Here is a 23,435-nt window from a genome sequence, read left to right as displayed (position 1 = left end):
GGCCAGAAAACGTTAATCTGCTCTAGATCCCTTCCCATTATCCCAGAGAAGAATTCGTGGGTCGATTAAGGAATAGATAATATCTACAACGATATTCACGATAATCATCATGGCGGCTATCAGAAGTACACAGCCTGAGAGTGTCAGCACTTCAACGCTTATTGCTGCGTCAGTTAGCAGCCTTCCTATACCCGGTCTCGCAAAGATGGTTTCAACAAAGGAAGTCCTGCGAAAAGGATGCAAAGAGCTCGCCTCCAACAGTTGCGACAGGAATCAGAGCATTCTTTCTAACATGCCTTAACATTATCGTTCTTTCGCTCACACCTCTTGATCTTGCTGCCCTAACATAATCTCTTTTCTTGACATCGAGAGGAGTTGCCCTGCTTATCTGAAAAACATAAGCCGAGTGCACAATGAAGAGAGTCAGTACAGGTTGTACAAGATTGATTATTTGAGACAAAAGGATATCGAAGCGCAGATTAAGTATTGAATCGATTATTAGGGAGTTCGTGTAGGAGTTCCAATCTTTAATCAATCCAGTAGTCAGACTGCCTATAGGAAGCCAGCCGAATATGGTGAAGCTGCCAACCAGGATTAGCAAAGCCATTACATAATCTGGAGTCGCCCAGCCTACTATTGAAAAAAATCCAAAGACAGAATCTGAAACCCCATCTGGATGCATCGCAGCTCTAATACCAAGCCTTGAACCTACTAAGATTATTGGGATAAGTGCAAGCACGAGCAGTTCGAGGCTTGCCGGAAGTCTTGAGATAATGGCTTCAGAAACCGATGAGCTGGCAGTCAATGAGTATCCCATGTCACCCTTAATAGTGTTCCCAAGCCACTTGAAGTACATGACAACTGCCGGTTTGTCGAGCCCGTACTTCTCGATTATCCTCTGTTCAGCATTCGGGGACTTCGAAGCGTTTCCCGTCATATATGCTCTAAGCAATACGTCCGGCCCCATTGACCAAATGACTGCGAACACAACCAGCGTAACAACGAAGGCAACAACTGGCAAGAACAGAAGTCTTCTAATAATGTAAGCGGCCAAATTGTACCTCCTGCAGCTAAGGAAAATGACTCACCCGGAAGCAGAATTCCAAAGTCAGACTCCAACAAAGGGAGTTCTTCAAGACCTTATGAAGACTGCCTAATGAATTGTATAACCAAGTAGATTCCGGGTGAGAGATTGGCCAGTGAAAATGCGATAGAGATTGTTGATTTACTCTACCCCCTTGACTAATCAACGGAGTAAGCTAGTTATTGAAACAAACAGCCTCCAAAAGAACAACAAATTGATCTGAAATTCTCAACTTTACTATTGTGATGAAGGTCTTATCTGCAAGAAAAAGAGGGGCAACGCCCCTCAGGATTTGCATCGGACAGTCTCAATTAGTTCTTACAATTCTGCTAGCCCAGAACTTTATGGTTTCGAACACCAGATCCACGATTAATACTATAGCCATTAAGAATAGTATTGCGACAAGCATGGGGTGATCGACACTTGAAGGGTTAAGACTCAGATAAGATGCGATATCTGGTTTGTAATCGGGCGAGACTGCAAGAAAGAGAAAGACAAGGCCAAGAGTATTTGAAACGATTTTGCTGAACCTCGAGTAATTGAAAATGTTGATCAGATTTGATACTGAATCTATTATCAACAATCCAAAAGCCAGGAAGAGACCGAACTTGAATGAGTCAAGTGCAACAATCGCGATCTCTGTCAACTCACCGTTTCCAAGATAGAACGGTCCGTATGTGAAGGCCAGGAAGGTTATCACGGCGCCAGCAGAGGTTCCTATAAGAGATCCAATCCTCTTGCCAATGGAAGGCGCCTTTTCTTCTCTGATGAAATATGTGAAATGGGGGAGCTTTGCAGTACCCTTTGCCTGCGTCACGAAATAAAGAATCAAGCTGACGAGTCCGAAGTCAAATACGAAAGTCACTGGAAGTTGTGAGAGAAGGCTCAGTAGATCGGTTCCCCTTAAATCAAAGATCGCGCCATTCTCGCCAAAAACAAAAGCGATAAGATGCAGTCCGAGGTGAATCGCGAATAGGATTCCCGTGTACATGAAGAGATAGTTCTTCAGATGAGGAGCGATGATCGGGCCGCCCTCATAATACCTCGCCGCAACCTCTTCGGGTGAACCGTATTCCTTTATGGACATAGCGACCGTGGTGTCGTTGATTTCGCCGTGTTCTCGCTCTGCCCTTTCTAGAACGTGGCTTTCAATCTCTCGAAGAATCTCATCCACTTTTTTGGATCGGTTCCCGGTAAAAACGTTCTCACATCGTCAAGATACTTTTTCATTTTTCCCATTTTCATACCTCCCCAATAAAGCTCTTCAATAGCTGCTCCTGTTCACGCCAGATCCGAAGGAGTTCTTCTCTGACTCTACGTCCGGTGTCGGATACGAAATAATACTTCCTCGGTTTGTTCTCCTCGACTCTCCACTCGCTTAAAAGGATCTCCCTCTCTTCAAGTCTTCTCAGAAGCGGGTACAAAGTGTTCTCATCGATTGAGAAACCCTTCTCGCCCAGCGTCTTAACGATATCGTACCCGTACATAGGTACATCCAGCATTACCATTATCAATAGTTGTATAAAGCCTCTGTTCATTTCCGTTGCCAGTTTCCCTATATCCATAACATCACCTCTGTACTATGTTGATATTAGTATACCGTGTAATATACGGTATCACTATAACGTAATGGTATAGTGTTAGTTAACCTTCTGTGAATTTAGGCTTGCCTTTCGAGAAGATAAGAGACTGGCATCAAAAAAGCCTACTGACTCCTCATTTACAATTATCTGATGCTACTGAGCACGCGATTTCGGACCTGATCCGGGATCCAAGGTTCTTAAGCCTCCCGCTGAAAGCGGCATCATTTCCTCGCGTCAGCGAGCCTCACTTCCCGAAGAAGTCGGCCTCGCCTCCTGCCGAAGGCAGCATTGCGACCTGGGATGTTCTTCCCAGCCTTGCGTCCGCCGATGCTTTCCGGCGCCTTGCGTCTTATTCCGCTCTTTCCGACTCCGGTTTCACATACTCTTCTCAGCAATCGAAACATGACTGAGGGAAACTGGACATTCCTCTGCACTAAGAACTACTTCCCAGTTCTTTCCTCCGTCTGTTGTGCGCAAGATCTTGCCGAATCGCGGGTATCCCGCCGAAGAACCGACGACTAACGCGTTGTTTCTGTCGAGCGCATCTATCCCTAACAAAAAGGAGTTGCTTGTTCCTGCCGACGGCTGTTCTTCCCAGCTTATACCACTGTTCTCAGTAAGGATTATCGTATCAAAATCGCAGGCTGCCCAGTAAGTTGAACAGTCCATCATTAACAGAGAGTTCAGGTCTTTTGGAAAGAGCGGGCCTCCTGTAACCCATTGTTTCCCACCATTGGCAGTCACGGCATAGTGACCTTGGCCACCGTGGATGACTATATGATTTTCATCCGTAGCCTTCACGCCAATCCACCCATTATCGTTGTAGTTGTTGGGGAGATCAATCTCCTCCCAGTTTTGGCCACCATTTTCACTTTTCAGAACTATTCCGGCTCTGGGTGTTGATTTGTTTCCAACCGCATAAATCACATTCTGGTTTATTGCATGGATTCCCTGAATCAAGTAATCTGCGGCGTTTTCGGGAAGGTCGCAAACCGTCCAGCTATCGCCATTGTCCTCAGAGAAGATGACAAGTCCGCTGTCGCCGCTGACCCAAATTCTATCTCCATAAACGGAGATTGAAGCGAAAAATGAATCGGTGGCAGTTTCCGATACTTCAATTATCTCCCAGTCGGAGCCACCGTTGTCTGTTCTTAATAGTAGTGCATTGGAACCTGCAGTTCAGACTCGATTGAGGTCAACGGCATAGACATCTTCCAAATCCTTTCCTTCAGGCAGAATATCTATTCCCTGACGCATCCAGGTTTCACCGGAATCGTCCGAGAAGTAAAACATTGCAATTCCGTTTGTGTCTGTGTGTCCCACTACCCATGCGCGGTAGCTTTTCGCTTTCGGAAAGGGTATGCAGCTGGTGATGGCAAACACGACTAAAAGAAGACTTGTAGTCCAAATCAGACTTCTCTTCATCATCGTTTCCTCCTTTATACTAGGTTTATGAGAACTTCGTCCAATTTTCTGAAGATAATCATCGGCACTTTTCTGGCCTTAGCCCTTTGCAGTCTCTGGGACTAAATCAAGGCCGGCCTGTTCATAATGTTTGGCAAGACTAAGTAGGGAATCTCTTCAACAGTGATAATGATAGCCCTTGCGTTTTTCATAATGTATGGTAGGTTAGTCTACGAGAAGTGAATCGTTCATTCAGACGCTTCTTTATTTGATGAGCATTTGAAAATCTGTAGTCAAGGTTCTTGGAGGAGCTAAGTGGATGTCAGAAAGATTCAAAGTCCGAATTGAGGATCTCCAGCCAAGCCAGCTATATATATCAAAGGAAAAGCTGAGAGCGATTCGGAAAAAGGAGACTCTCAAGAGTGTTCCGGTTCCGGTTATCGATTTAGACGGTAAGTTCGTTATGGCCGATGGGCATACACGAGCCATAGCGGCGATTATCGAAGGTTATGACTCGATCTTCATCGAGATAACAGACGAGAAGCTGGACCTTGAGGAATACAAGGAATGTGTGAAGTGGTGTGTAGAGGAAGGAGTTTTCACTCCGTACGACCTTGTCGAAAGAATTATCAATCACGATGATTATGAAGTGCTTTGGTACGAAAGATGCGAACGTCTTCACGAAGAGCTGAAGCTGAAGCGAAGCAGCATGTAGAGAATACTCCTCTCGGATAATTAGTTTAGCTTTATCACTGGGTTTGCTTCTAGGTCCTGCCTGCCTTATGCTCGGTGAGGGGCCTTTGATAATTAAGCGTGCTCATTACGAAGAATAATATTGCAGCAGCAAAACCTCCTGCTACGAAAGCAAATGCCAGATTGTAGCCACTCAGCGTTATCAAAGAACCTATGAGACTTAAGGCAAGCGATTGAGAGAGCACCATTACTATGTTATTGAGACCGAAGATTTTCCCCTGATTTGCAAGGGAGACTGTATCTGAAACGATCGTCACGTTGAGGGCGAGAACGATTCCTAAAGCAAAGCTAAAGAGAATCAACACGATAAGCATCAGAAATGGGTCAAGATCTAGGAATCCAGAGTAGAAGATACTAACTGACAAGAAAACGCCGGCCAGGATAGAAAGCGCCGTAATGTGCAGCCTTTTCTGCCCGAGCGTTTTGCTCAGAGTGCCAGTCATGAGAGAAGTCACGCCACTCACAAGAGTTGATATTCCCATTATCGATGATGCAGTGCCAAGAGAAACACCAATATCACTGCTTATGAAAGATGTCAGGTAGGGAAGTATCCCGCCCATTGAAAACCACAGGCCAAACTGTGAGATCATCACAAATACTATCTTCCTGTCAACTCTGAACCTCAAATCTTCTTCTTTGATGCCCACAGCAGAATCAACTATGTGGGACTCGGCTCTATAGAAGAAAAGCGGAACAACGAGAACTGCAGCGGCTATTGAGAAAACCACAAAGGCTGTCTCACCGCTTCTTGAAAGGGTGACTCCTATAAAGAGAGAGGAGAGAAAGGTGGCGATGTTCATAATACCCATCATGAATCCATAGTTTCTGTCCTTTCTGCCCGGTTTACTTACGTTGCTGACAAGGGCAGAGTATGGTGTAAGCAAACTGAAAATCGACATGGTGAAAACTACAGCCGCAATACCCAACAGGATCTCGTTGTTAGTGCTGAGTATGAACATACTGATAATCGTAATGATGAAGAGTCCTTTAATGAAGGCAAGATACTTTTTGCTTCGGTCACCAAGATAGCCGATAAGCATCCCTGTGAAGATCGTTATAATCATGCCTGCTGAAACCAGGTTCCCAGCCAGAGCAGTCGAGTGAAACTTGCCGTTGAGATAGGGTATGAGAACGAAATTGAAGATTCCGTAGATAATTCCAACGGAGGCGCTTCCGGAGAGGAGTTTAATCATCTATGTCACTCATCTTTTCGATGTATCTCGCATGCTTCTCAAGATCAAGATCTTCATTTGCCTTCAGGACTCTCTGGGTTATGAAGTGAGGGATGTTGTTTGCATCGCCCTGAAGAGAAGACAGTGCTCCAGCTATTGCGGCTATAGTATCGGTATCACCACCTATCGAAGCGCCCATTCTTATTGCCAACCAGACATCATCTCTGCAGAAAAGGCCTATGGCGATCGCTGCCACGGCAACATCCACGGCCTCCATAGTTGTTCCGAATACATAGTAAAGCCTGTCCAAGAAATCGTCAGGATGTTGCCCACCGATGAGACCTTTGATGGCAGCAAGTCTTTCGCCGGCCGAAGGTCCTACAAATTCTGCACAGGTGAGTTTTTCGCATACTTTAGAGCCTCTTATTGCGGCCTCGACGATCCCGTTGGCATTCAATCCTCTCGCAGCGTAGTAATAGGCAAATCCGACTGCCAGAGAAGCTTCAAGAGCAAGATTCGTGTTGTGAGTAGGGACAGTACAGTTTCTTATTGCTTCGACAAGATGTTTCTCGCTTCTGTCTAGATTACATAACACTGGAGCTAGCACTCTCATTGGTGCTCCGCTGGTTGTACCAAGGCTTTCGAAGTCCTGCCTATTTTTGAAGGCTTCGATAGCTCTCTTAGTGTTCGGTCCTATGTAGCCTTTCGCAACAGGGTCGCACTCGTCCTCCCACCTGCAAAGAGCTTCTTTGACTGTCTCCTGTGAGAAGTTCCCTTTCTCATGATAAAGTCTGGTTAAATAAATGACCTGCTCCGTATCGTCCGTTATCTGACCTCTTACTAGGTTTCTGTGGATGAGCGATTGGTTTGGTTCCAGCAGATCACTTACAAAACTGAACCTGGTATAGATTTGTCGTCGGGTCATGAATTCCGTTACCATTCCCATCGCATCGCCAACTGCGAATGCTTCAAGTGCCCGGAGAATCCTGCTCACTTTCCATCACTTCTTCGTACACAGAGTCCTGCTCTTTCATTTGTTACCACTTCAATCCCGACACTCACTGAAAGATCCACTCTTGGATTGCCATCTATTACGCAGAAGGCATTGAAGCCTGATAGCCGCACTGTATCAGTGCTGGCAAGGATAAACTGCTTGAGGTCCGCGGAAACGGTCTCGCCCGGTTCCACCATAGTTATTATCGGCCTCGAAGAGACAATCATTGCCGAGTTGCATAGTGAATACGGCAGCCAGCAAAGGAGCCCATTAACTGCCCTGTATGCATATAGAGACTTCATGTCTTCAGAGAATGGAGAGATGATTATCTGAGAGGGTTGAAACCTCGGCGTGATCTCTTCGCCATTGATCTCCAATCTGCTTGCGGCTGAAGCAATTGATGTAGGTTCTCTACGCGTTCTCTTGTTTCTGTAGAAGAAATCCGAAGCATCGATAGTGCAGGTCTCTCCCTCAACTGTCGAAATTAGTGTCTGGGAAATGACGATATCGTTGAATGCCGAACCCACGTACCTTTCTTCAAAGACATCCAGTCCCGTTACCCATATGGGCTCAATATTCAGGAAGTCAAATTCATGTATATCGCTGACCGATCTCAGAACGATGAAGGGTCCGCAATTTGACGTTCCTAGAGCTACGCCTACAACAGGCACAAGCCTTCCGATCTTGCGCATACCCGCAATGATATCGGATGCAGTTCCGTCTCCCCCGATTGAGATCACTAGATCTGTCTCTGAAAGGACTTTGCCGGCGTTTACGGTGTCCCTGTAGTCGCTGAATATTGGCTCCGATCCTATTACTTCCAGATCGAAATACTCTTTCAGGTGGAAATGAGTAGATCTGGTGCAGAAAAGATACATTCCCTGAAGCTTTGAGGCGAGTGCCTTCATGAGACTGCGATCATTCTCTCTCTTACCGGAGTTTGGATTGTAAACTAATCCGATTCTCATATTACCTCTCCATCCGGAGTATCTGGAGAGCGGTACTCCGATCCGTGACGATTGAATTGATGTATCCGGCCTTAATTGCCGCGTGAATCGCCAGAGCCTTTTCCTTTCCACCGGCAATTCCAATTACCTCGGGAACTTCCTTAAGCTGCTCAAGAGAAATCCCCAGAATGTTTTCGTTTCCGGAAACACAAGGTATTCCGCTGGCATCAAAGAACCTCGCTGCTATGTCGCCAACCGCTGCGTGTTTCATAAGATTAGCAAGGAACTCCTTATCGTAGATGTTCTTGAAGGCGTTGGATAAAGATATGGGTTCACCTATCCCTACAATTGCCAGATCCAGCCTCTTCCACATCTCCGACATGAATCTTATTGAGCCGTCTTCGAGCATCATATTCAGAGTCTTCGAGTTCTCTATGAAGGCCGGAGCGAAAAGGTAGTAACGATTACTGTGAAAGGAATTTGCGATCTTCTCAACTATTGAATTCATTTGATACTCATGGCGCAACTGGCCGACGCCGCCGATTAAGGGTATGAATGTTGTGTTTGGAAGCTCCCCGTTGAACACGACTCTTTCAACTGTTTCGTACAGAGTTCGACCCCAGGAGATCCCCACAAGCTGTCCATTCTTCACGTAATCGGGAAGAAATTTAGCTGCAGATATAGCGATTGAGGTTATTGTTCCTACCTCCGTTCCTTCATCCGCAACGATAACGTTCTTCAGGCCGAATCTCTCTTTCATCTCCATTGAGATCTCTTCAGAATTTCCCAGGCTTCCCGAATCGATCTCGATCCTCACGATCCCCTCGTTCTTGGCTTTTGTGAGTAACCTGCTCACTTGAGGCCTGGATATTCCGACCAATTTTGCTATTTCACTCTGTGTCAGGTCTTCAAGATAATAGAGTTTGCATACCTTTATCATTGTGTCTCTATCGGCCATCAGTCCTTTCATCGTAGGTCTTTCCTCCCTTCCACGAGGTTTGGCCCAATCACCGAGATCACTTCCGCAGCCTTCCTGTGAGCATGGTAGATGCTTTGGACCGGATCCCCGCACTTCATGAACTTCTCTATAAATCCTGCGGCAAAAGCGTCGCCGGCACCTGTAGTGTCCGCGAGCTTTCCTCCAGTGTTCTCGACTTCAAATGAACGACGGCTCTTGTTTCCGTCTATCCAGATCGTCTCGGATGATCCTCTGGTTATGATTACGTTTGAGGTTATCTCATTTATCCTGTCTTGAATGGTCTGCGCTTCACCCTCCGAGAGCATAGTGAAATCCGACAGACAGGATACCTCAATAACGGCATCTACGCCGAAATACAGACCACAACCACCAGGCACATAGACCTTCAGAGATTCAGAGGCCTTTCGGAAAGCATCGACAGCTACTTCCTTGAAACAGTCGGCTACGCAAATCGCATCGTATCTCTTTTCATCGATTACGCCGCTAAAGAGAGCGTGGCCTCCAAGCGATATGATTCTTCTCTCTCCGTGAGAATCCAACATCACTATCGTCTCAGCACCAAGTCCATCCTCGATTTTGTAGCTTAGGTTCAGTTCCGAAGAAGAAAGCCTCTTGAGAATCCACTCCGAAGTTAAATCATTTCCTGTACCAAAGTAGAAGTCCGTCTCAACATATTTCGAGAGATTCAGCGCGATATTTGCTCCCGATCCCCCGATGAAATTGTGTGTGCCTTTTGCAAATACCATGGAATCTCTTTCAGGATATGAATCGAGAATCAAGTATCTGTCGATTGAGGCCGCACCAATAACCGCAGCTCTCATTTGACAGCACCTCTCGTTAAGCCTCCGATCAAATACTTCTGCGAGAGAAGAAATAGAAGGATAGGAGGAAGAGCAGTGATGAGAGCTCCGGCCGAAAGCGCACCCCACTCAACGGCGCCTCCAGTTCCAACAAACCTTGAGAGAAATACTGGAAGGGTGTAATTCGCATTCTCTCTCATGATTACAAGTGCGAAAAAGAACTCATTCCACGAGAGAAGAAAGGCAAACGTTCCGACAGCAACAATCCCCGGAACGGCCATCGGTACGATTATCTTCCTCATTGCCTGAAAGCGAGTACAGCCGTCTATCATTGCAGCTTCTTCAAGTGCCTGAGGAATCTCATCGAAGTACCCCTTAAGAAGCCAGCTGCAGAAAGGGATAGTAAAGGTAGTGTACAGAATAATCAAACCTATGGGATTGTTCTGAAGAGAATATCGGTTCAAAAGAGAAAAGAGGCCAATAATCATAAGAATTCCCGGAAAAGCCTGGGAAGCTAGCAACCAAAGTATCAAGGGATTCTTGCCCTTGAACTTGAATCTAGACATGGCGTAACCTGCCAGCGTTGTTATGACTATGCAAAGCAGAACGGTGACGAGGGTAACTGTCATGCTGTTCGCAAAGTTCCTGCGAAAACTGGTGTCCTGGAAGATCTTTGAGTAATTTCCAGTATATAACTTCTCGGGAAGCTTTAGGGGATTCTGATAAATATCCATAGTCTCTCTGAAAGAGTTTAGTACTAGCATCAAGAGAGGAGAGAGGATTAGGAGAACTACTACAAAGGCAACGATGTTCATTGTAATTACTACGCTTCTCTTAGGCCTCATTTCTTACCTCCCTAATGTAAAAGGTTACTGGTAGAAGGAGAATAAGCAGACAGATTACGCCGATTGCAGAAGCATAACCCTGCTGAAAGTAGGCGAAAGCGTTCTGATAGGAGTACAGCGACAGCAACATTGAAGAGTTTCCAGGTCCACCGTTTGTCATTGAGTAGACGATATCGAACATGTTGAAAGTCCAGATAGTGTTCAAGGTAACAAGGATCAGAATCAAGCTCTTCATTAGAGGCAGAGTGAGATGAAAGAACCTCTTCAATACACCGGCACCATCTATTTCAGCGGCCTCGTATACATCAGACGGAAGGGACTGCAGTCCCGCCAGAAGAGTCACAATAACGAATGGGAGGCCTATCCAGATGTTTGCGACTATACAGGCGAACAGAGAATAGCCGGGGGTTACCAACCAGTTGGGAGGATTTGCAAATCCCACAGCATTCAGAAAGGAATTCAGCGGTCCCATTACCCCAAAGATGTATCTCCAGATCAGTGCCGCGACAACGGGAGTTGTTGCCCAGGGAAGAAGGATGAGTGCTCTGTATAGCCCTCTGAGCCTTATGTACGGAAGATTGAGCAACAGCGCTATCAGCATACCTATTGCAAGCTCAAATCCCACACATGCGGCCGACCATATAAAGTTGTTCTTCAGTCCGGTCCAGAAGAGGCTGTCAGACATCAGGTCTCTAAAATTCTCAAGGCCTGAAAAGTACTTTCCGCCTCCGAAGACAGCATCGGAAAAGAAACTGTTGTATATCCCGTTAACAAATGGGTATACACTTATGAGCGCTACTACGATCAATACCGGTAGAATATACGGCAGCGCCTTGGCCGTTTCGCTCTTTCTGATTTATCATCACTCCCGACAGTTACCGAGTTAATCGGTAGCATGTTTTTCACAGACTGCCAGTATCACCTTAGTACTGGCGAATACAAGCTCTTAATAAGGAAATAATGAAAGGAGTCTCTCAAAAGAGCTTAGATCAAACAGTACACACAACCTCTGCAGAGTCCTTTCACTCTCCTCAAGCTATAACTGATTATTGAAGCCCGAGTTTCTTCAGCATCTTGTTTCCTTCAGTAACAGTATCCTTAAGGGCGGCATCGAGGCTCTCGCTTCCGAGGATGACTTTTTCGAGATTCGGAACAAACAGCTTCCATTCGAAGGAGTAGAATCCGGGCATCCCCGGCTTCACGTTGTCCGAGTATTGGAGCCAGGCTTTTGCGATGTTCCATTCGTTTTCCGGAGAGCTGAATCTCGGATCCTCGAGAGATGACTCTCTGACAGGGAAGAGATAGTCGCTGTAGCTTATCTCGGCTGAGTTTTCAGTATTTGTCATGAATTCTATAAAGGCAAAGGCCTCATCCTTGTGCTTGGACAGCTTTGAGATACCGAAAGCCTGGGGGTCGGACGCATTGATCTTGTTGTCACCGTTCTTGACAAGAAGCATACCCCAGTTGAAGTTCTTGTTCTGAAGCAAGAACCGTCTGTTCCAGCAGCCGAAGGTAACCATTGCGTACTTTCCGTTTATGAATCCCTGCATTAGAGAGGTGTAGTCTATGCTTATAACATCTCTCGGCATCACCCTGTGCTCCGTTATTAGCGAAAGGTAGAATTCAATAGCTTCTTTTGCCCCCTCATTGATCTCGACCTTCCATTTATGATTGCTGTCCTTAGTAAGTATCGTTCCGTCATTCTGAGCGATCAACGTCCAGTGAAACCTCTCCATTAGCGGAGCAAGGATTCCCCAGGTTATTACATTCCCGCTTTCATCTTTCTTTGTAACGCTTTGAGCAATATCGAGGAGCTGTTCCCACGAAATCATTCTGTCGAGAGGTAATCTGATTCCGCTTTCTTCGAATATGTCTTTGTTGTAGAAGATCACCTGCGTTTCCTGACACCACGGAATACCATATAGATTGCCGGTGAAATCGTAGCAATCTTCGAATATGTGGGCAGGGATGTCTGCAATCATGTCGTCTGTGACGTAAGTGTTGAGCGGTGCAGCGTATCCCATCATCCCATACTCTCGGAACTTCTCTGCATCAGTATGAAAGACGTCCGGTGCATTTCCGCCCTGAAAACTCGTCAACAGGTACTGATCTGAAGACTCCCATGTACCCCAGATGATATTGACCTGAATGTCCGGATTCTCCATGTTCCAGATATCGACCAGATCGTATATTTTGTCGACCGCTGCAGGTTGCCAGGCAAGACAGTAGAAATCGAGGGTAACAGCGAATACAACCGTGCTGACTATGAGAAGTAACGAAAAGAGAAATACCTTCTTCACTTAAATCCCTCCTAGTGGGAGACCTTAACGACAATCTTGATTTTGGTCTTGTCAATAGCATCTTTAAAGGCTTCGTCAATATTCTCCAGATCCCAAACTCTGGAAATCAATCTCGAGAAAGAATCTGGATCGCCAGTGATGAAGCCGAAAGCCTTCTTGAAATCCTTCTCGGAGAAACCAAAAGTGCCGACGAGATCTACCTCTTTATAGTGAATAAAGTAAGGATCTATTTCCAGGATCGTGTCTCTCGACATTCCACCAAACAGTTCAAATGTTCCGCCCGGACAAACAAAAGGTAGAAGCTGATTGACAAGTTCCTTTTTATCATTTGCAAGGATAATTGAATCGAAACGAGATTGACTCTTCTTGAAGCTTTCGAAACTCGAATCACTGAAGTCTATAGTTTTGAGACCGCAGTTTGCTGCCATGGACAGCCTGTTATTATCAACATCGGAAATGTATGTCTCGCATCTCATGTTCTTCAGAGCGTTTCCAAGAAGCAGCCCCATTGGCCCACTTCCAACAACCAGGACCCTGTCTTCAGGTTTTATTCTTGCCTTATCAATGCCATGAATCGCACAGGCAAGCGGTTCTGTAAGGGTCGCGGTACTTTCAGGAACATCATCGGGTATTTTCAGAGTCGCCCTTTCCAGGATCTCCGACGGCACTTTCACATACTCGGTAAAGGCCCCTTCGACCCAGAATTTCTTTGAGCAGAGCTCGGGAACTCCCTTTTGACACATCTCACATTTACCGCACTCTATGTAGGGGGCAATAACATATCTAGAATCACCGAAATCGCGATCTACCGATGCGCCTTTTTCAACAATCCTTCCCGTGAATTCATGCCCTAGAATGCAAGGCGGTTTGAACATGTGGTGACCTTTGTTGAATGTCTTGATATCTGTGCCGCAAACACCGACCATCCCTATCTTGACAAGGCCTTCGTTTACCTGAATTGTGGGAGTATCAATATCTTCGATTTCGATCTTCCCAATGCCCTTGTAAATTGCTGCTTTCAAATCAGCCACCTCTTCTAACAGATAATGGGGGAGTTGGCCTCCCCCATTACGAAAATCACATCTCAACCCTGACTTCGACAACGTACCATGCCCAGTTATCTGATGGATACTTGTCGGTGATTTCAGGGAAGTCGTTGATCGGATACGCGAGCTTTATAGGGCCGCCCTGGCTTGCTGGAAGAGCCCTCAAGCTTTCGCCCGATCTGGTTGAGTGAGTCAGCATTATCGGATACTTCAACGCATCTTCATAAGTTACTGCGAATTCTTTCTCATCGGAGCAGACCATCACGACTTTTTTCGCGCCCGAAGGAACCCCTACGAACTTCAGCAGATCGGCGAGAGTCACTCCCACATATGTTTTGTCACCCATCCAGGGATCGGTGACAAAGAACTCGGTTTGGGGCAGTTCTTTGAACTCGTCAAGTGTGAGTTGCCAGACGCCTTCCTCATTTCTCAACGCGATCACACCACTGATCTTTAGTACGGGATTCGCGATTATTGCAGCAGAAAACAGAAGCATTGCCGCAAGAACAACCACTAAGGTTTTCTTCATACTTATTTCCCCTCCTTATTCTTCCTGAGCAATTCCCTCGGCCACTAACAGTTTCAGAGGATCGACCACTCTCTCGTTGTTTCTAAAGATTCCGTAGAGAGAGTACTTCTCATCTTTGGAAATGGCAAATGGAATGTCCAGATTGGTTATTTGAACCATGAAAGTATCGCTGCCATCGTTAAACGTGTAGGTTGTACCCCACTGACCGGTATTGGAACAATTCGAGACGAGCACAAGAGCTCCCTCAAAGTATTCTGGATTGGTTTTCATAGATTTGATATCTACCGGAGCGCTTCTGACGAAGAGCTTCTTTCTGAATTCTTTATCTCCGACGCGTACAACTATTTCATTTAGGCCATCGCCACATGAAGAAAGATTAAGGTTGAAATAGTACTCGCACCAATACCTCATCTCTCTCTTCAAGACATCGCATTCGAAGACATGATCATTGAGAAGTACTTCAATATCGTCCGATACTGAAGGAAACGTGCAGAATCGGACATACTCCACTCCGGAATAGGGAGTCTCTCTGCTCATGTCGAACCACCCGGAATAATCTTCTGTAAGAGTAACGAAACAATAGTTGAGATCATTTCTCTTCATTTCGAAAAGCGTGAATCCATATTCGTCACCCGTTGGGGAAGGGCCTTCCCACCACGCTCCCGATATGGCGCCGCAGGTTAGCTCAACAAACGGGGCATCGAAGTACTCTATCATAGTATGTCTATGGCCGCTGATGTGATATGAGCACTCGTCTGCAAAGATCTGCATCATCTCATAATAATTGTCGGTCTTTGCCAGATTGAATATCGGTTCATGAGAGAAAACAATTATTCTGGTATTGAGAGCGACAGATTCTATATCTCTTCTTAGCCATTCGAGCTGCACGGAGTCGATCTCGTAGATGAAACTGCCATCTACAACATTGTGGGTATTGAGTACAATGTAGTGCGTTCCGCAGCTGTTGAAAGAGTAATACTTAGGTCCGTATGCGTTGTGAAAAATGTCGTACGGATCTTCCTTCTTTTTGTTTGTCTCATGATTTCCGACTGAGTAGTAAACTGGGATGTCTCCGACTGTGAGATAGTCTCTCACCTTAGTAGCCCATCTGGTTGCAGTCTCGTCGTCGATGTCCTTGATGCTTGCTCCCATGTCGCCGTTGCAGACAATGAAATCGGGACTAATTGTCTCAAGAATCGAAACTAGTTTAGTCATGTATTCATCTGGGTTGTCGATCATCTCTCTGTCGCCCAGGGACTCATAGAAGAGATCAGGATCATCGGCATAGTGAATGTCGTTGACAACCGCGAAGACGCCGTTCTCCACAATCGGCGTCAGCAAGAAGTCGTGATTCTCGACTCCTCTAGCATACCACTCGTTGCATACATAACCATCTGGTTTGATCAGGAATACGAAGCCATTTGAATCAGAGATGTTGTAGAACCCGCCACTGTCTGAAGGTACTATCTCAATTCCATTTGAAATAAGACAACCCTGAACAACCTGATCCTCTGCGTCGAGTATTCCGTTTGAATTAAGGTCAACAAAGACATACCCTTCAATTCCGATCACCAAGCTAACAACAAGCAATACGAAAACCAACAAGAGTGTTTTTTTCATAAACGCCACCTCATTTCGGACTAGCCGTGGACCGTTTTCAGCAGCTTTCTTACGTATTCGGTCTGGTCGTCGGCCTGGAATACATTTCTTCCATAAGCAACTCCCATCGCGCCAAGTTCAAGAGCCTCTCTCGCCATTTCAAAGGCATCCTTTCCCTTCGGCCCGCCGGCAATCACAACCGGCACAGGGACCGATTCCAGAACCTTTGAAAAAGATTCTAAGCCAGTGTAATACACCTTTATCAGATCGGCGCCAAGTTCATATGCGACCCTGGCTCCGAGAGCAATATATTCGGGGTCAGTGAAGTGATCCATGGCTTGCGGAAGCATTTCAGCAATCAGTGGCATTCCTAGTCTGCTGCATTGCTCAGCCACCCTGCCAATAATCTCCAGTGACGCATTTTCGCCATCGCCTCCTATGAATCCCATAACAACGACTCCGTCTGCTCCTATTGATAGCGCATGTTCAACGGAAGTAGTAATTCTGTGATAATCAAACATAGTGGAGTAGTTAGTAGATGCACCGGTTATTCTGCATAGAATCGAAACTTTTCCTCCAAGCAAATCTCCGTTCTTTTCGATAACGCCCGGATTAAGGATTATTGCATCGGGCCGGCCGATAATTATGTTACTCAGAGTCTCCCTGACATTCCTGATGCCGTTTATCGGACCCTGAAACTGTCCGTGGTCCATCGCTACGATTACCGTCTTTCCGTCTTCTTTAAGTATCCGGTTCATTCTAATCAATTTCCCCGTCATAACATCTCTCCTATCATTTGTTCAGAACATATGTGCCTAGATTATAGTACATTCTTTCCGAAAAACAAAACTGAAGCAAATGATTTGGCAGTTTGATTTTTGGGTGAGCAATTAGGAATAGGAGTGAAAATCGGTTTCGGCGATTGGGCCAATAAAGTTGTTCTACTGTTAATTTCCGTTGCTTTCTACTGCAGGAGATGATTAAGTTCTGGGTTAGCTTTGACACCAGATGATTCCAGACACGGTTCTATGATGGAATTAAGATTATTGCAGAAGCCTTTACTTTGCTGATCTACAGATTCTGAAGCCGAGATTTGTAATGGTGTGACCTGGCAAACCTTTCGATCTCACATCGATACTTACACCAACGGGACAGTCTATCCAGCTGCCACCTCTCTTAACTCTGTAAGCTGAGAAAACATCAACATAGGGATTCGTTTCTTCTAACGAAGAGTAGTTGATGTGATAGTCGCTTACCCATTCCCAGACGTTTCCAGACATATCGTATATTCCCAGTTCGTTCGGTGCTTTAGTTCCCACAGGATGGGTCATGTTTTCGGAGTTCGACTTATACCAGGCTATTGAGTCAACCGAGTTTCCACCTGATCTTGTATAGCCCTTGCTCAAGTTACCGCCCCTCGCTGCAAATTCCCACTCTGCGTCTGTCGGAAGCCGGTAACCTTCAACTTCTGAGGGGTCTGTGGTTTTGTTGCCCAATGCGTCAAGCAGATTGCCTTCAAAGTCGTAGGCAAGGGGCAACCCTTCCTTAAGGCTAAGCCAGTTGCAGTAATCAATTGCGTCCCACCAGCTCACGTTGATTACAGGTCTAGACCCTCTTCCCCAACCCGCATCGTCTGGAAGGCTCCTTCCAGTCTCCGCACTGAAAAAACCGTACTCGTCGAAGGTAACTTCGTACTTTCCGATGTAGTAATCGTAATTCAGATGGATCCTTCGAACCGCTTCATTATCCACGCCTTCCTCTCTCCAGGTGGTTCCCATAAGAAAAGTTCCACTTTTGACAAGAATCTCTTCCGGTGTTGAAGCAAAGAGTGAAGAAACTAGAAGAACTATTGCAGTCAGTGAAAGCAATTTGCGCATTGAAAAGTCCTCCTTTGATGATAGTCTATAAAAACAAATCACTGTCGAGATCAGCGATGATTTCGCTTTCGCAACAAGTATGTCAGTCGAGAAGATGCGAAGAGCTTTCCGAAAGGCCCGAGCTGTTAGCACTGTCGGGTATCGTACGTGGAAATTGATGCGTTTTCGGCAGGCTTTGTCCCGGTTTAGCGGGAGATTATCATTTCTCAAAACCAATGCCTTCTGCCTCTGCAACAAGGAATATCTTCAAAAAGCGGCCTGTAGAAATCTGGTTGAACTCATTAGTGAATGATATGAAGGTGAATTTGGCCGGCAGTTGTAATTCTGATTTGCGCACACGGACTGTAATCATCCGCCACTAGAAACAAGAAGCGATATCATCTACCAACCTCTCTATCTTTCTCTCTCGTCCAAAGCTCCACCATCCCACGCTTGCCTCTCCGCAGATCTCTGCCCCTTTCTTTTTACAGATTTTCTTCATGTATGCAAGCGTCTGTCTCCTTCCCAAAGCGGCTGGAAAGAGACCCGTGGCCATAAGGGCAACCTTCTTTCCTTCGATGGGCTCCATTTTGGCAAGATAGCTCTTCATAGCATCGGCGGGTGCTCCACCATTCACCGGAGAGCAGAAGACCAGTCCCTCATATCTTTCGAGATCGGGAGTCTCCGATCTCAGCCTTACCACAGATGCTTCTTTTCCCGCGGAGATCAACTTATCTCTCAGTTTTTCGGCAACGTACAGTGTATTTCCGGTCTTCGAATAGGCGATTATTCCAATCTTCACGACTGTTGCCTCCTTCCTAAATCATCTTTCCATCAATCTTCTGAGTTCCATATACTCTCTACTGGTTCCTTTTCAAGATCCAGTTTCATATGCGAAGTATTCGCTCAGTCCACAAGCTCGAGCGAAAAAGAGTCGTTTCTTCTGTAGGCTTTCACGGTGGTTATAGCGCAGTTGTTTATCGAAATGCCTGATCTCGAGAAGAATCTCTTCGGGTCGATTCCGTTGCAAACGAAGGGAAGGGTCATTGACAGAAAGCCTCCGTGACTTACCGCAAGGACTTCTCCTTCGGGACATTCACTAACAACTGTATTCATAGCCTTCCAAAATCGATCGATAACTTCTCTGTGACTCTATCCGTTGGGGATTCTCTTATCTATCTTGCCATCAATCCAACTTCTTACAAGTTCAAGAAACGCTCTTTCTGCTTCCCCTTCAATGAGCTGGCCCTCAAGTTCGCCAACGTGAAATTCACGGATCTCATCAAGTAGTTGAGGTTCGATTTCAAGATCAGATGAGACTATGCGTGAGGTCTCCCTTGCTCTCAGAATCGGTGAGGTGTAGATCTTGCGAATGTTCCTAAGCTTCAAATAGCGCGCGGCCATTTTCCCTGTATCCTTCCCTCATCGGTTAGGGGAAAACCATTATCGCCATTTGCAAATATCCCCTCTACATTTGCCTGACTCTGTCCATGCCGCATTAGGAATATCGTTGTCATTTTGCCCTCCATAAAGCTCTGTCAGGAAAATGATAACAGATTCCGTCTGGGTATTTTCAAAGCATGAAGATCTGAAGCGCAATGGCGTGACTGACATGTTTTGGCCAGCGTCGATGAGAAGCATGTTCCAACTGTCTTCATACGAGTGAATTCTGCAACTATCAGTCGGTCTCAGAAAAACATATTCAAAGGATTCACTGAAAACTCTATACTAACGCTTAATTGCTTCCCAGGTCCCTTCAACAAATGGATCGAAGATCGTGAACGTTCCCGACATCGTGTTCTTGGTTACCGATCCTGCGAAATCTATTCCTCTTTCAGAAGTCCAGGTGTTTATGTGTACTTCGCGCTCGTTTGAGATCATTCCGAAAAGTTCTCTACAAGCTGAATCAAGACAGAAACTTCCCCTGTAGTTGTATACGATGTGTTGCTCAATATTAAAAGTTGCGGTTTCAGAAGCCCCACCTGAGTAAAACATGATGACATCCCAGCTGCCATTTAGGTTTGGTAGTCCAAAAAAGAGGCATCCAGATGCAAGAAAAACTATCGAGATTATCAAGAGTACAATTAGAAAGCGTTTAGTCATTCTCTATCCACTCCGCGTCAAGAGCATCATGCCTTTTGGCAAGTCGGTTACAAAATCTCTTCAGAAGCGAGAATTTATTCCAATTATACAGGGATTGGATGCTTTTGAAGAGCGTCTTTCGACAGTTTCTGAATAGTAAGAGCTCCAGGATAACATAAGCCAAGCCGTACCGATAAGAGAACGATTGCAGGCCAGGTCAATTCAGAAGAATAGAACTTGGAAGAGATCATCTCTAGAATCAAGCCCAGCGTTGAGTATGGCGACAGAGTTTACGGAAATACTGCGCAGAAATGAAGCTTATTCCTTCTGTTCTTGCTGATTCATTTTTACTTGGAAGTTCATGAGGGTTTGTGTTCTAATAATCTTGAAGTAGAGGCCGGGTTTCTCGTACAGTCTTCATTCATCCTGACTTCTTCAAGAGACTTACCGACTTTTTTGGATAATTATAGATTCATTCAAACATCAATAAGGAAGCAGAGTTGCAAGAATCATACACGAAGTTTTACGAGTCTGGAGGATTTGGCGTTAATCAAAATCCCCAATTAAATCATCATGATGCAGAGAGGAGGAAATGAAGTGTCTGGGAAAAAAGGGAAATTCGTTTTCAACCATGACTTTATCTACAAGATGCCTGTGCACTTTGGTGGCGATCCTTTCTACCCGGTAAGGGTTCTCTACGGAGACAATACCGTTATTACGGTGGAGTATGAGACGGACGAAGAAGCTCTACTGAACCACATCCCTGAAGATTTCGAGCTCAAAGAACCTATCGTTACCGTTCAGTACACCAATTGCCGGGATGTAGACTGGATGATTGGGGGAGAATACAGGCTAATTCAGGTAACAGCACCTGTAAAGTATGTGGGAAACTCAGATGGTCTCGAAGGAGTCTATGCGCTTGTCGTATGGGAGAACAAGACCTGCCCGATAATCGGGGGCCGTGAAGAGGACGGAGTACCGAAGGTGTTCGCAGATATCTCGTCTGAGCGCCATCTGGAAAATCATTGGTTTGTGGCGGCCAGCTACGAGCAGTTTACGTTCCTGAAAATAGACCTCCAGAGAGGCGATGAGGTAAGTGAAGAAGATTTGGCGGAGTTGAACAAGAATCCCAAGATCAATCTCTTTGGGTGGAGGTATTTGCCTAATCTCGGAAAGGGCGGAGCTACCTTGAGTCATGCAACTCTCTATCCTCAGGAGGCCGTTTTCAAACAGATGTGGAATGGTACCGGCACGGTCGAATGGATCGGCCTAACATATGAGCAGCACCCATTGCAGTCAAGAATCATAAGGTCACTGAAGGCTTTGCCGATCAAAAAGGTTACATCCGCGGCAATGGCAAAAGGAATAATTAAGTTGAATGTTGGCGATTCCAGGATACTTCCATAGGATATGAGAGGAGGAGGAAATGAACGGATACTTTGAGAAGAAAGTGGCTGTGGTTACCGGAGCGGCTTCAGGAATAGGGCTTGGTATGACCGAAGAGATGCTTTCCAGGGGGGCAACGACTGTTTTTATGGCCGACGTTAATCAGGACAATCTCGATAGAGAAGCTAAGAGATTGAATTCGAAATACGCCGGTGAAGCTGTACCTTTTCTTACTGACGTCACAAAGGAAGATCAGGTTGAGAAGCTAATCATGTCTGCCAAGAAGAATGCAGGACATCTTGACTTCGTCTTCAACAACGCAGGGATCGGAATGACAATCCCGACCGAGATGGTGACTTTCGAAATCTGGAAAAAGGTTGTGGATATCAATCTCTGGGGAGTGATCTACGGGACCTACCATGCCATACCGATCATGAGAGAGCAAAAATCCGGCCATATTGTAAACACAGCTTCTATAGCAGGGTTGGTTCCGCTTCCATATCAAGCACTGTATGCAAGTACAAAGAGCGCAGTGAAAACCATGACGGAAAGCCTTTATTACGAGCTCTCTTACGAGGGTCTTAAATTCAGTGTTGTATGCCCGGGAAATGTGCGTACGGCTATATTTGGCGAGCTGACTCCCCCGCCGGATTCAGTGTCCGTTGAAGATGCGGTGAACTACATATTTGAGAAGATGGAAAAGGGAGATTTGCTGATTGTCTTCCCGCAGAGCATCCGAGATGCCGAACTGGCCTACAGAACAGACCGAGAGAAGTTCGACAAGCTCGCGTTTGATATGGCCGCAGAACGCCTTGAGAACTACAGAACCAAAGGAACCTACTATTGATCGGGATGAATGCCCATGAAACTGACAAAAGTATTTAGCGAATCGGAGCTTTCTCTGGAAGTTGTAATATTGATGATAGCCGGGCTCATTCTTCTTATTACTGGCATGCTGCTCTTCCCTGTTGCTACAGGCGGCCTACCCTACTATGAGAATGGTCTTTACGGTCTTCTGTTGGTGATGTTTTCGCTGCAGATAATTTCAATGGGGAAAACGCCCTTTGGTGACTTGAAACGATCAAAGCTCGTCGTGGCTGCAGGAATTATCATTGGTGGAATTGGAACGATAACTTGTTTCATTCCAGATGCCTTCAACGATATTCCCAGGCTTCTGCTATTCCTTTTCTTTGGCCCCGGAGGAGCTCTATTGCTTCTTCAAATGATCCTGTCGAAGGATAAACTCAGAGCCTGGTCTGAATATGGGGGAATCTTCCGACATTTGATAGCCGGATGCACGGTGGCATACGTTTCATCGATTCTCATATCGATACTCCTGTGGAACCAGAGTCTTCTAAGTGTTCAGATGACGGCGATCTTGGTTCTGATCTATGGAGCCGCCATTGTATATCTTTCTTTTGTTCTGAGAAAGATATACAGTGCTTACCCGAAAGAGGAAGAGAGGAAAGAAGGAGAAGTTGAACTCCCAATGGACAGGGCAATGATTCTATTCACAAGTGTCTTCATGATAATTCTTGGTGTGCTGTTGATTCCTGTAAATCTCGGGCTTCTGCCTTTTTCGGGAAGTGCCCAGCTTGGTTTGCTGATGATGATTTTCGCTATCCAGATGATTGCCTCGGGAAGCACCCCGATAGGAGTCTTTCCAAGATCGCTGTCTGTGATCTTGATTGGGTTTTTATTTGCATCCCTTGGAACTGTATCGTGCATTATCCCGGAGATCTTGGTCTATCCGCTCACCCTGCTTGTCGGTGTCCTCAATATTTTGGGAGGGGCGATTTCAATAGGCAAGTTCCTTGGTCGGCAGGCGAGCGGAACGGGTGGAGAAGGCAGTAAGATACCCGGTATACTTGTTAAGCTGACCGTCGCCCAGCTCACTCTTAATGTTCTTGCAATCACATTTGGATTATCAATGCTGATTTCTCATCTCTTGCCGGGATTGGTTATTGGCGTGGTCTTGGCGGCTAATGGAGCTGTGCTTCTGTACTTACTTCACGTTCTGTTCGTTATAGATAGAATACAAAAGGGGGTGGAACTCGGAAAATCGACATAGTTTGG

General features: G+C 45.8%; 24 protein-coding genes and 2 pseudogenes. 4 read left to right on the top strand and 22 right to left on the bottom strand.

The window, feature by feature from the left end; genetic code table 11:
• Positions 1-12: 12 nt before the first annotated feature.
• The 6 genes and pseudogenes from V512_RS15255 to V512_RS14815 all read right to left on the bottom strand — a co-directional run bounded on the left by V512_RS15255 (position 13) and on the right by V512_RS14815 (position 4,092).
• Positions 13-243 carry an ABC transporter permease subunit gene (locus tag V512_RS15255; RefSeq protein WP_279300406.1) on the bottom strand — a complete coding sequence of 77 codons (231 nt, stop codon included), beginning with the start codon at positions 241-243 and terminating at the stop codon, positions 13-15.
• Positions 212-1,054 (bottom strand): ABC transporter permease, encoded by an 843-nt coding sequence (locus V512_RS00275; RefSeq protein WP_279300405.1) that lies wholly within the window; start codon positions 1,052-1,054, stop codon positions 212-214. Before V512_RS00275 ends, V512_RS15255 begins: the two co-directional genes overlap by 32 nt.
• A 337-nt stretch (positions 1,055-1,391) precedes the next feature.
• A complete protein-coding gene (locus tag V512_RS00270) occupies positions 1,392-2,258 on the bottom strand; it encodes a hypothetical protein (protein ID WP_243392165.1) in 867 nt (288 codons plus the stop codon).
• A 67-nt stretch (positions 2,259-2,325) separates the two neighbouring features.
• Positions 2,326-2,649, bottom strand: coding sequence for a PadR family transcriptional regulator (locus V512_RS00265; protein ID WP_099828466.1), 324 nt, complete (start codon positions 2,647-2,649; stop codon positions 2,326-2,328).
• Positions 2,650-3,042: 393 nt separating this feature from the next.
• Positions 3,043-3,828 (bottom strand): annotated as a pseudogene (locus V512_RS00260) (YCF48-related protein); the annotation flags it as partial.
• An 18-nt stretch (positions 3,829-3,846) separates the two neighbouring features.
• On the bottom strand, positions 3,847-4,092 hold the full coding sequence (locus tag V512_RS14815) for a hypothetical protein (protein WP_243392164.1): 246 nt from the start codon (positions 4,090-4,092) through the stop codon (positions 3,847-3,849).
• A gap of 298 nt (positions 4,093-4,390) precedes the next feature.
• On the opposite strand from V512_RS14815, the gene V512_RS00255 reads away from it, so the two are divergent.
• A complete protein-coding gene (locus V512_RS00255) occupies positions 4,391-4,786 on the top strand; it encodes a hypothetical protein (protein WP_099828465.1) in 396 nt (131 codons plus the stop codon).
• Positions 4,787-4,835: 49 nt separating this feature from the next.
• Here V512_RS00255 and V512_RS00250 read toward each other — a convergent pair whose 3' ends face one another.
• The 16 genes and pseudogenes from V512_RS00250 to V512_RS00175 form a co-directional block, all read right to left on the bottom strand.
• Positions 4,836-6,017 (bottom strand): MFS transporter, encoded by a 1,182-nt coding sequence (locus V512_RS00250; RefSeq protein ID WP_099828464.1) that lies wholly within the window; start codon positions 6,015-6,017, stop codon positions 4,836-4,838.
• Positions 6,010-6,990: an ADP-ribosylglycohydrolase family protein gene (locus tag V512_RS00245; protein WP_099828463.1), complete on the bottom strand. Its 981-nt coding sequence runs from the start codon at positions 6,988-6,990 to the stop codon at positions 6,010-6,012. The genes V512_RS00250 and V512_RS00245 overlap by 8 nt, the downstream gene beginning before the upstream one ends.
• Positions 6,987-7,958: a diacylglycerol kinase family protein gene (locus tag V512_RS00240; protein WP_099828462.1), complete on the bottom strand. Its 972-nt coding sequence runs from the start codon at positions 7,956-7,958 to the stop codon at positions 6,987-6,989. The genes V512_RS00245 and V512_RS00240 overlap by 4 nt, the downstream gene beginning before the upstream one ends.
• A gap of 1 nt (position 7,959) precedes the next feature.
• Complete coding sequence (locus V512_RS00235) at positions 7,960-8,907, bottom strand: sugar-binding transcriptional regulator (protein ID WP_099828461.1); 948 nt, start codon at positions 8,905-8,907, stop codon at positions 7,960-7,962.
• Positions 8,904-9,737: a carbohydrate kinase family protein gene (locus V512_RS00230; protein ID WP_099828460.1), complete on the bottom strand. Its 834-nt coding sequence runs from the start codon at positions 9,735-9,737 to the stop codon at positions 8,904-8,906. Before V512_RS00230 ends, V512_RS00235 begins: the two co-directional genes overlap by 4 nt.
• Positions 9,734-10,561 (bottom strand): carbohydrate ABC transporter permease, encoded by an 828-nt coding sequence (locus tag V512_RS00225; RefSeq protein WP_099828459.1) that lies wholly within the window; start codon positions 10,559-10,561, stop codon positions 9,734-9,736. Before V512_RS00225 ends, V512_RS00230 begins: the two co-directional genes overlap by 4 nt.
• The gene (locus V512_RS00220) at positions 10,551-11,369 is read right to left on the bottom strand and encodes a sugar ABC transporter permease (RefSeq protein WP_099828458.1); all 819 of its coding nucleotides are present in this window, start codon (positions 11,367-11,369) and stop codon (positions 10,551-10,553) included. The genes V512_RS00225 and V512_RS00220 overlap by 11 nt, the downstream gene beginning before the upstream one ends.
• Before the next feature lie 238 nt (positions 11,370-11,607).
• Positions 11,608-12,861 carry a sugar ABC transporter substrate-binding protein gene (locus V512_RS00215; protein WP_099828457.1) on the bottom strand — a complete coding sequence of 418 codons (1,254 nt, stop codon included), beginning with the start codon at positions 12,859-12,861 and terminating at the stop codon, positions 11,608-11,610.
• An 11-nt stretch (positions 12,862-12,872) separates the two neighbouring features.
• Complete coding sequence (locus V512_RS00210; protein WP_099828456.1) at positions 12,873-13,883, bottom strand: alcohol dehydrogenase catalytic domain-containing protein; 1,011 nt, start codon at positions 13,881-13,883, stop codon at positions 12,873-12,875.
• Positions 13,884-13,938: 55 nt separating this feature from the next.
• Entirely contained in the window at positions 13,939-14,436 is a 498-nt protein-coding gene (locus V512_RS00205) for a molybdopterin-dependent oxidoreductase (RefSeq protein ID WP_099828455.1), read from the bottom strand.
• A 15-nt stretch (positions 14,437-14,451) separates the two neighbouring features.
• On the bottom strand, positions 14,452-16,056 hold the full coding sequence (locus tag V512_RS00200) for a metallophosphoesterase (RefSeq protein ID WP_099828454.1): 1,605 nt from the start codon (positions 16,054-16,056) through the stop codon (positions 14,452-14,454).
• Positions 16,057-16,076: 20 nt separating this feature from the next.
• Positions 16,077-16,814, bottom strand: coding sequence for a fructose-bisphosphate aldolase (locus V512_RS00195; protein ID WP_099828453.1), 738 nt, complete (start codon positions 16,812-16,814; stop codon positions 16,077-16,079).
• Positions 16,815-17,093: 279 nt separating this feature from the next.
• Positions 17,094-17,912, bottom strand: a complete 819-nt coding sequence (locus V512_RS00190; RefSeq protein WP_099828452.1) for an SUMF1/EgtB/PvdO family nonheme iron enzyme — start codon at positions 17,910-17,912, stop codon at positions 17,094-17,096.
• 358 nt (positions 17,913-18,270) lie between these two features.
• Positions 18,271-18,693, bottom strand: coding sequence for a flavodoxin domain-containing protein (locus V512_RS00185; RefSeq protein WP_099828451.1), 423 nt, complete (start codon positions 18,691-18,693; stop codon positions 18,271-18,273).
• A gap of 104 nt (positions 18,694-18,797) precedes the next feature.
• Positions 18,798-19,390, bottom strand: a pseudogene (locus V512_RS00180) (histidine phosphatase family protein).
• A 229-nt stretch (positions 19,391-19,619) separates the two neighbouring features.
• A complete protein-coding gene (locus V512_RS00175; protein ID WP_099828450.1) occupies positions 19,620-19,994 on the bottom strand; it encodes a hypothetical protein in 375 nt (124 codons plus the stop codon).
• 576 nt (positions 19,995-20,570) lie between these two features.
• Here V512_RS00175 and V512_RS00170 point away from each other — a divergent pair.
• The 3 genes from V512_RS00170 to V512_RS00160 are packed head-to-tail and all read left to right on the top strand — an operon-like array spanning position 20,571 to position 23,430.
• The gene (locus tag V512_RS00170; protein ID WP_099828516.1) at positions 20,571-21,380 is read left to right on the top strand and encodes an acetoacetate decarboxylase family protein; all 810 of its coding nucleotides are present in this window, start codon (positions 20,571-20,573) and stop codon (positions 21,378-21,380) included.
• 19 nt (positions 21,381-21,399) lie between these two features.
• The gene (locus tag V512_RS00165; protein ID WP_099828449.1) at positions 21,400-22,206 is read left to right on the top strand and encodes an SDR family oxidoreductase; all 807 of its coding nucleotides are present in this window, start codon (positions 21,400-21,402) and stop codon (positions 22,204-22,206) included.
• A 15-nt stretch (positions 22,207-22,221) separates the two neighbouring features.
• A complete protein-coding gene (locus tag V512_RS00160; RefSeq protein ID WP_243392163.1) occupies positions 22,222-23,430 on the top strand; it encodes a hypothetical protein in 1,209 nt (402 codons plus the stop codon).
• Positions 23,431-23,435 lie beyond the last annotated feature (5 nt).

It is taken from the genome of Mesotoga sp. Brook.08.105.5.1 (assembly GCF_002752635.1).
GTDB lineage: Bacteria > Thermotogota > Thermotogae > Petrotogales > Kosmotogaceae > Mesotoga.
This window is presented reverse-complemented; position numbering and strand designations above follow the sequence as displayed.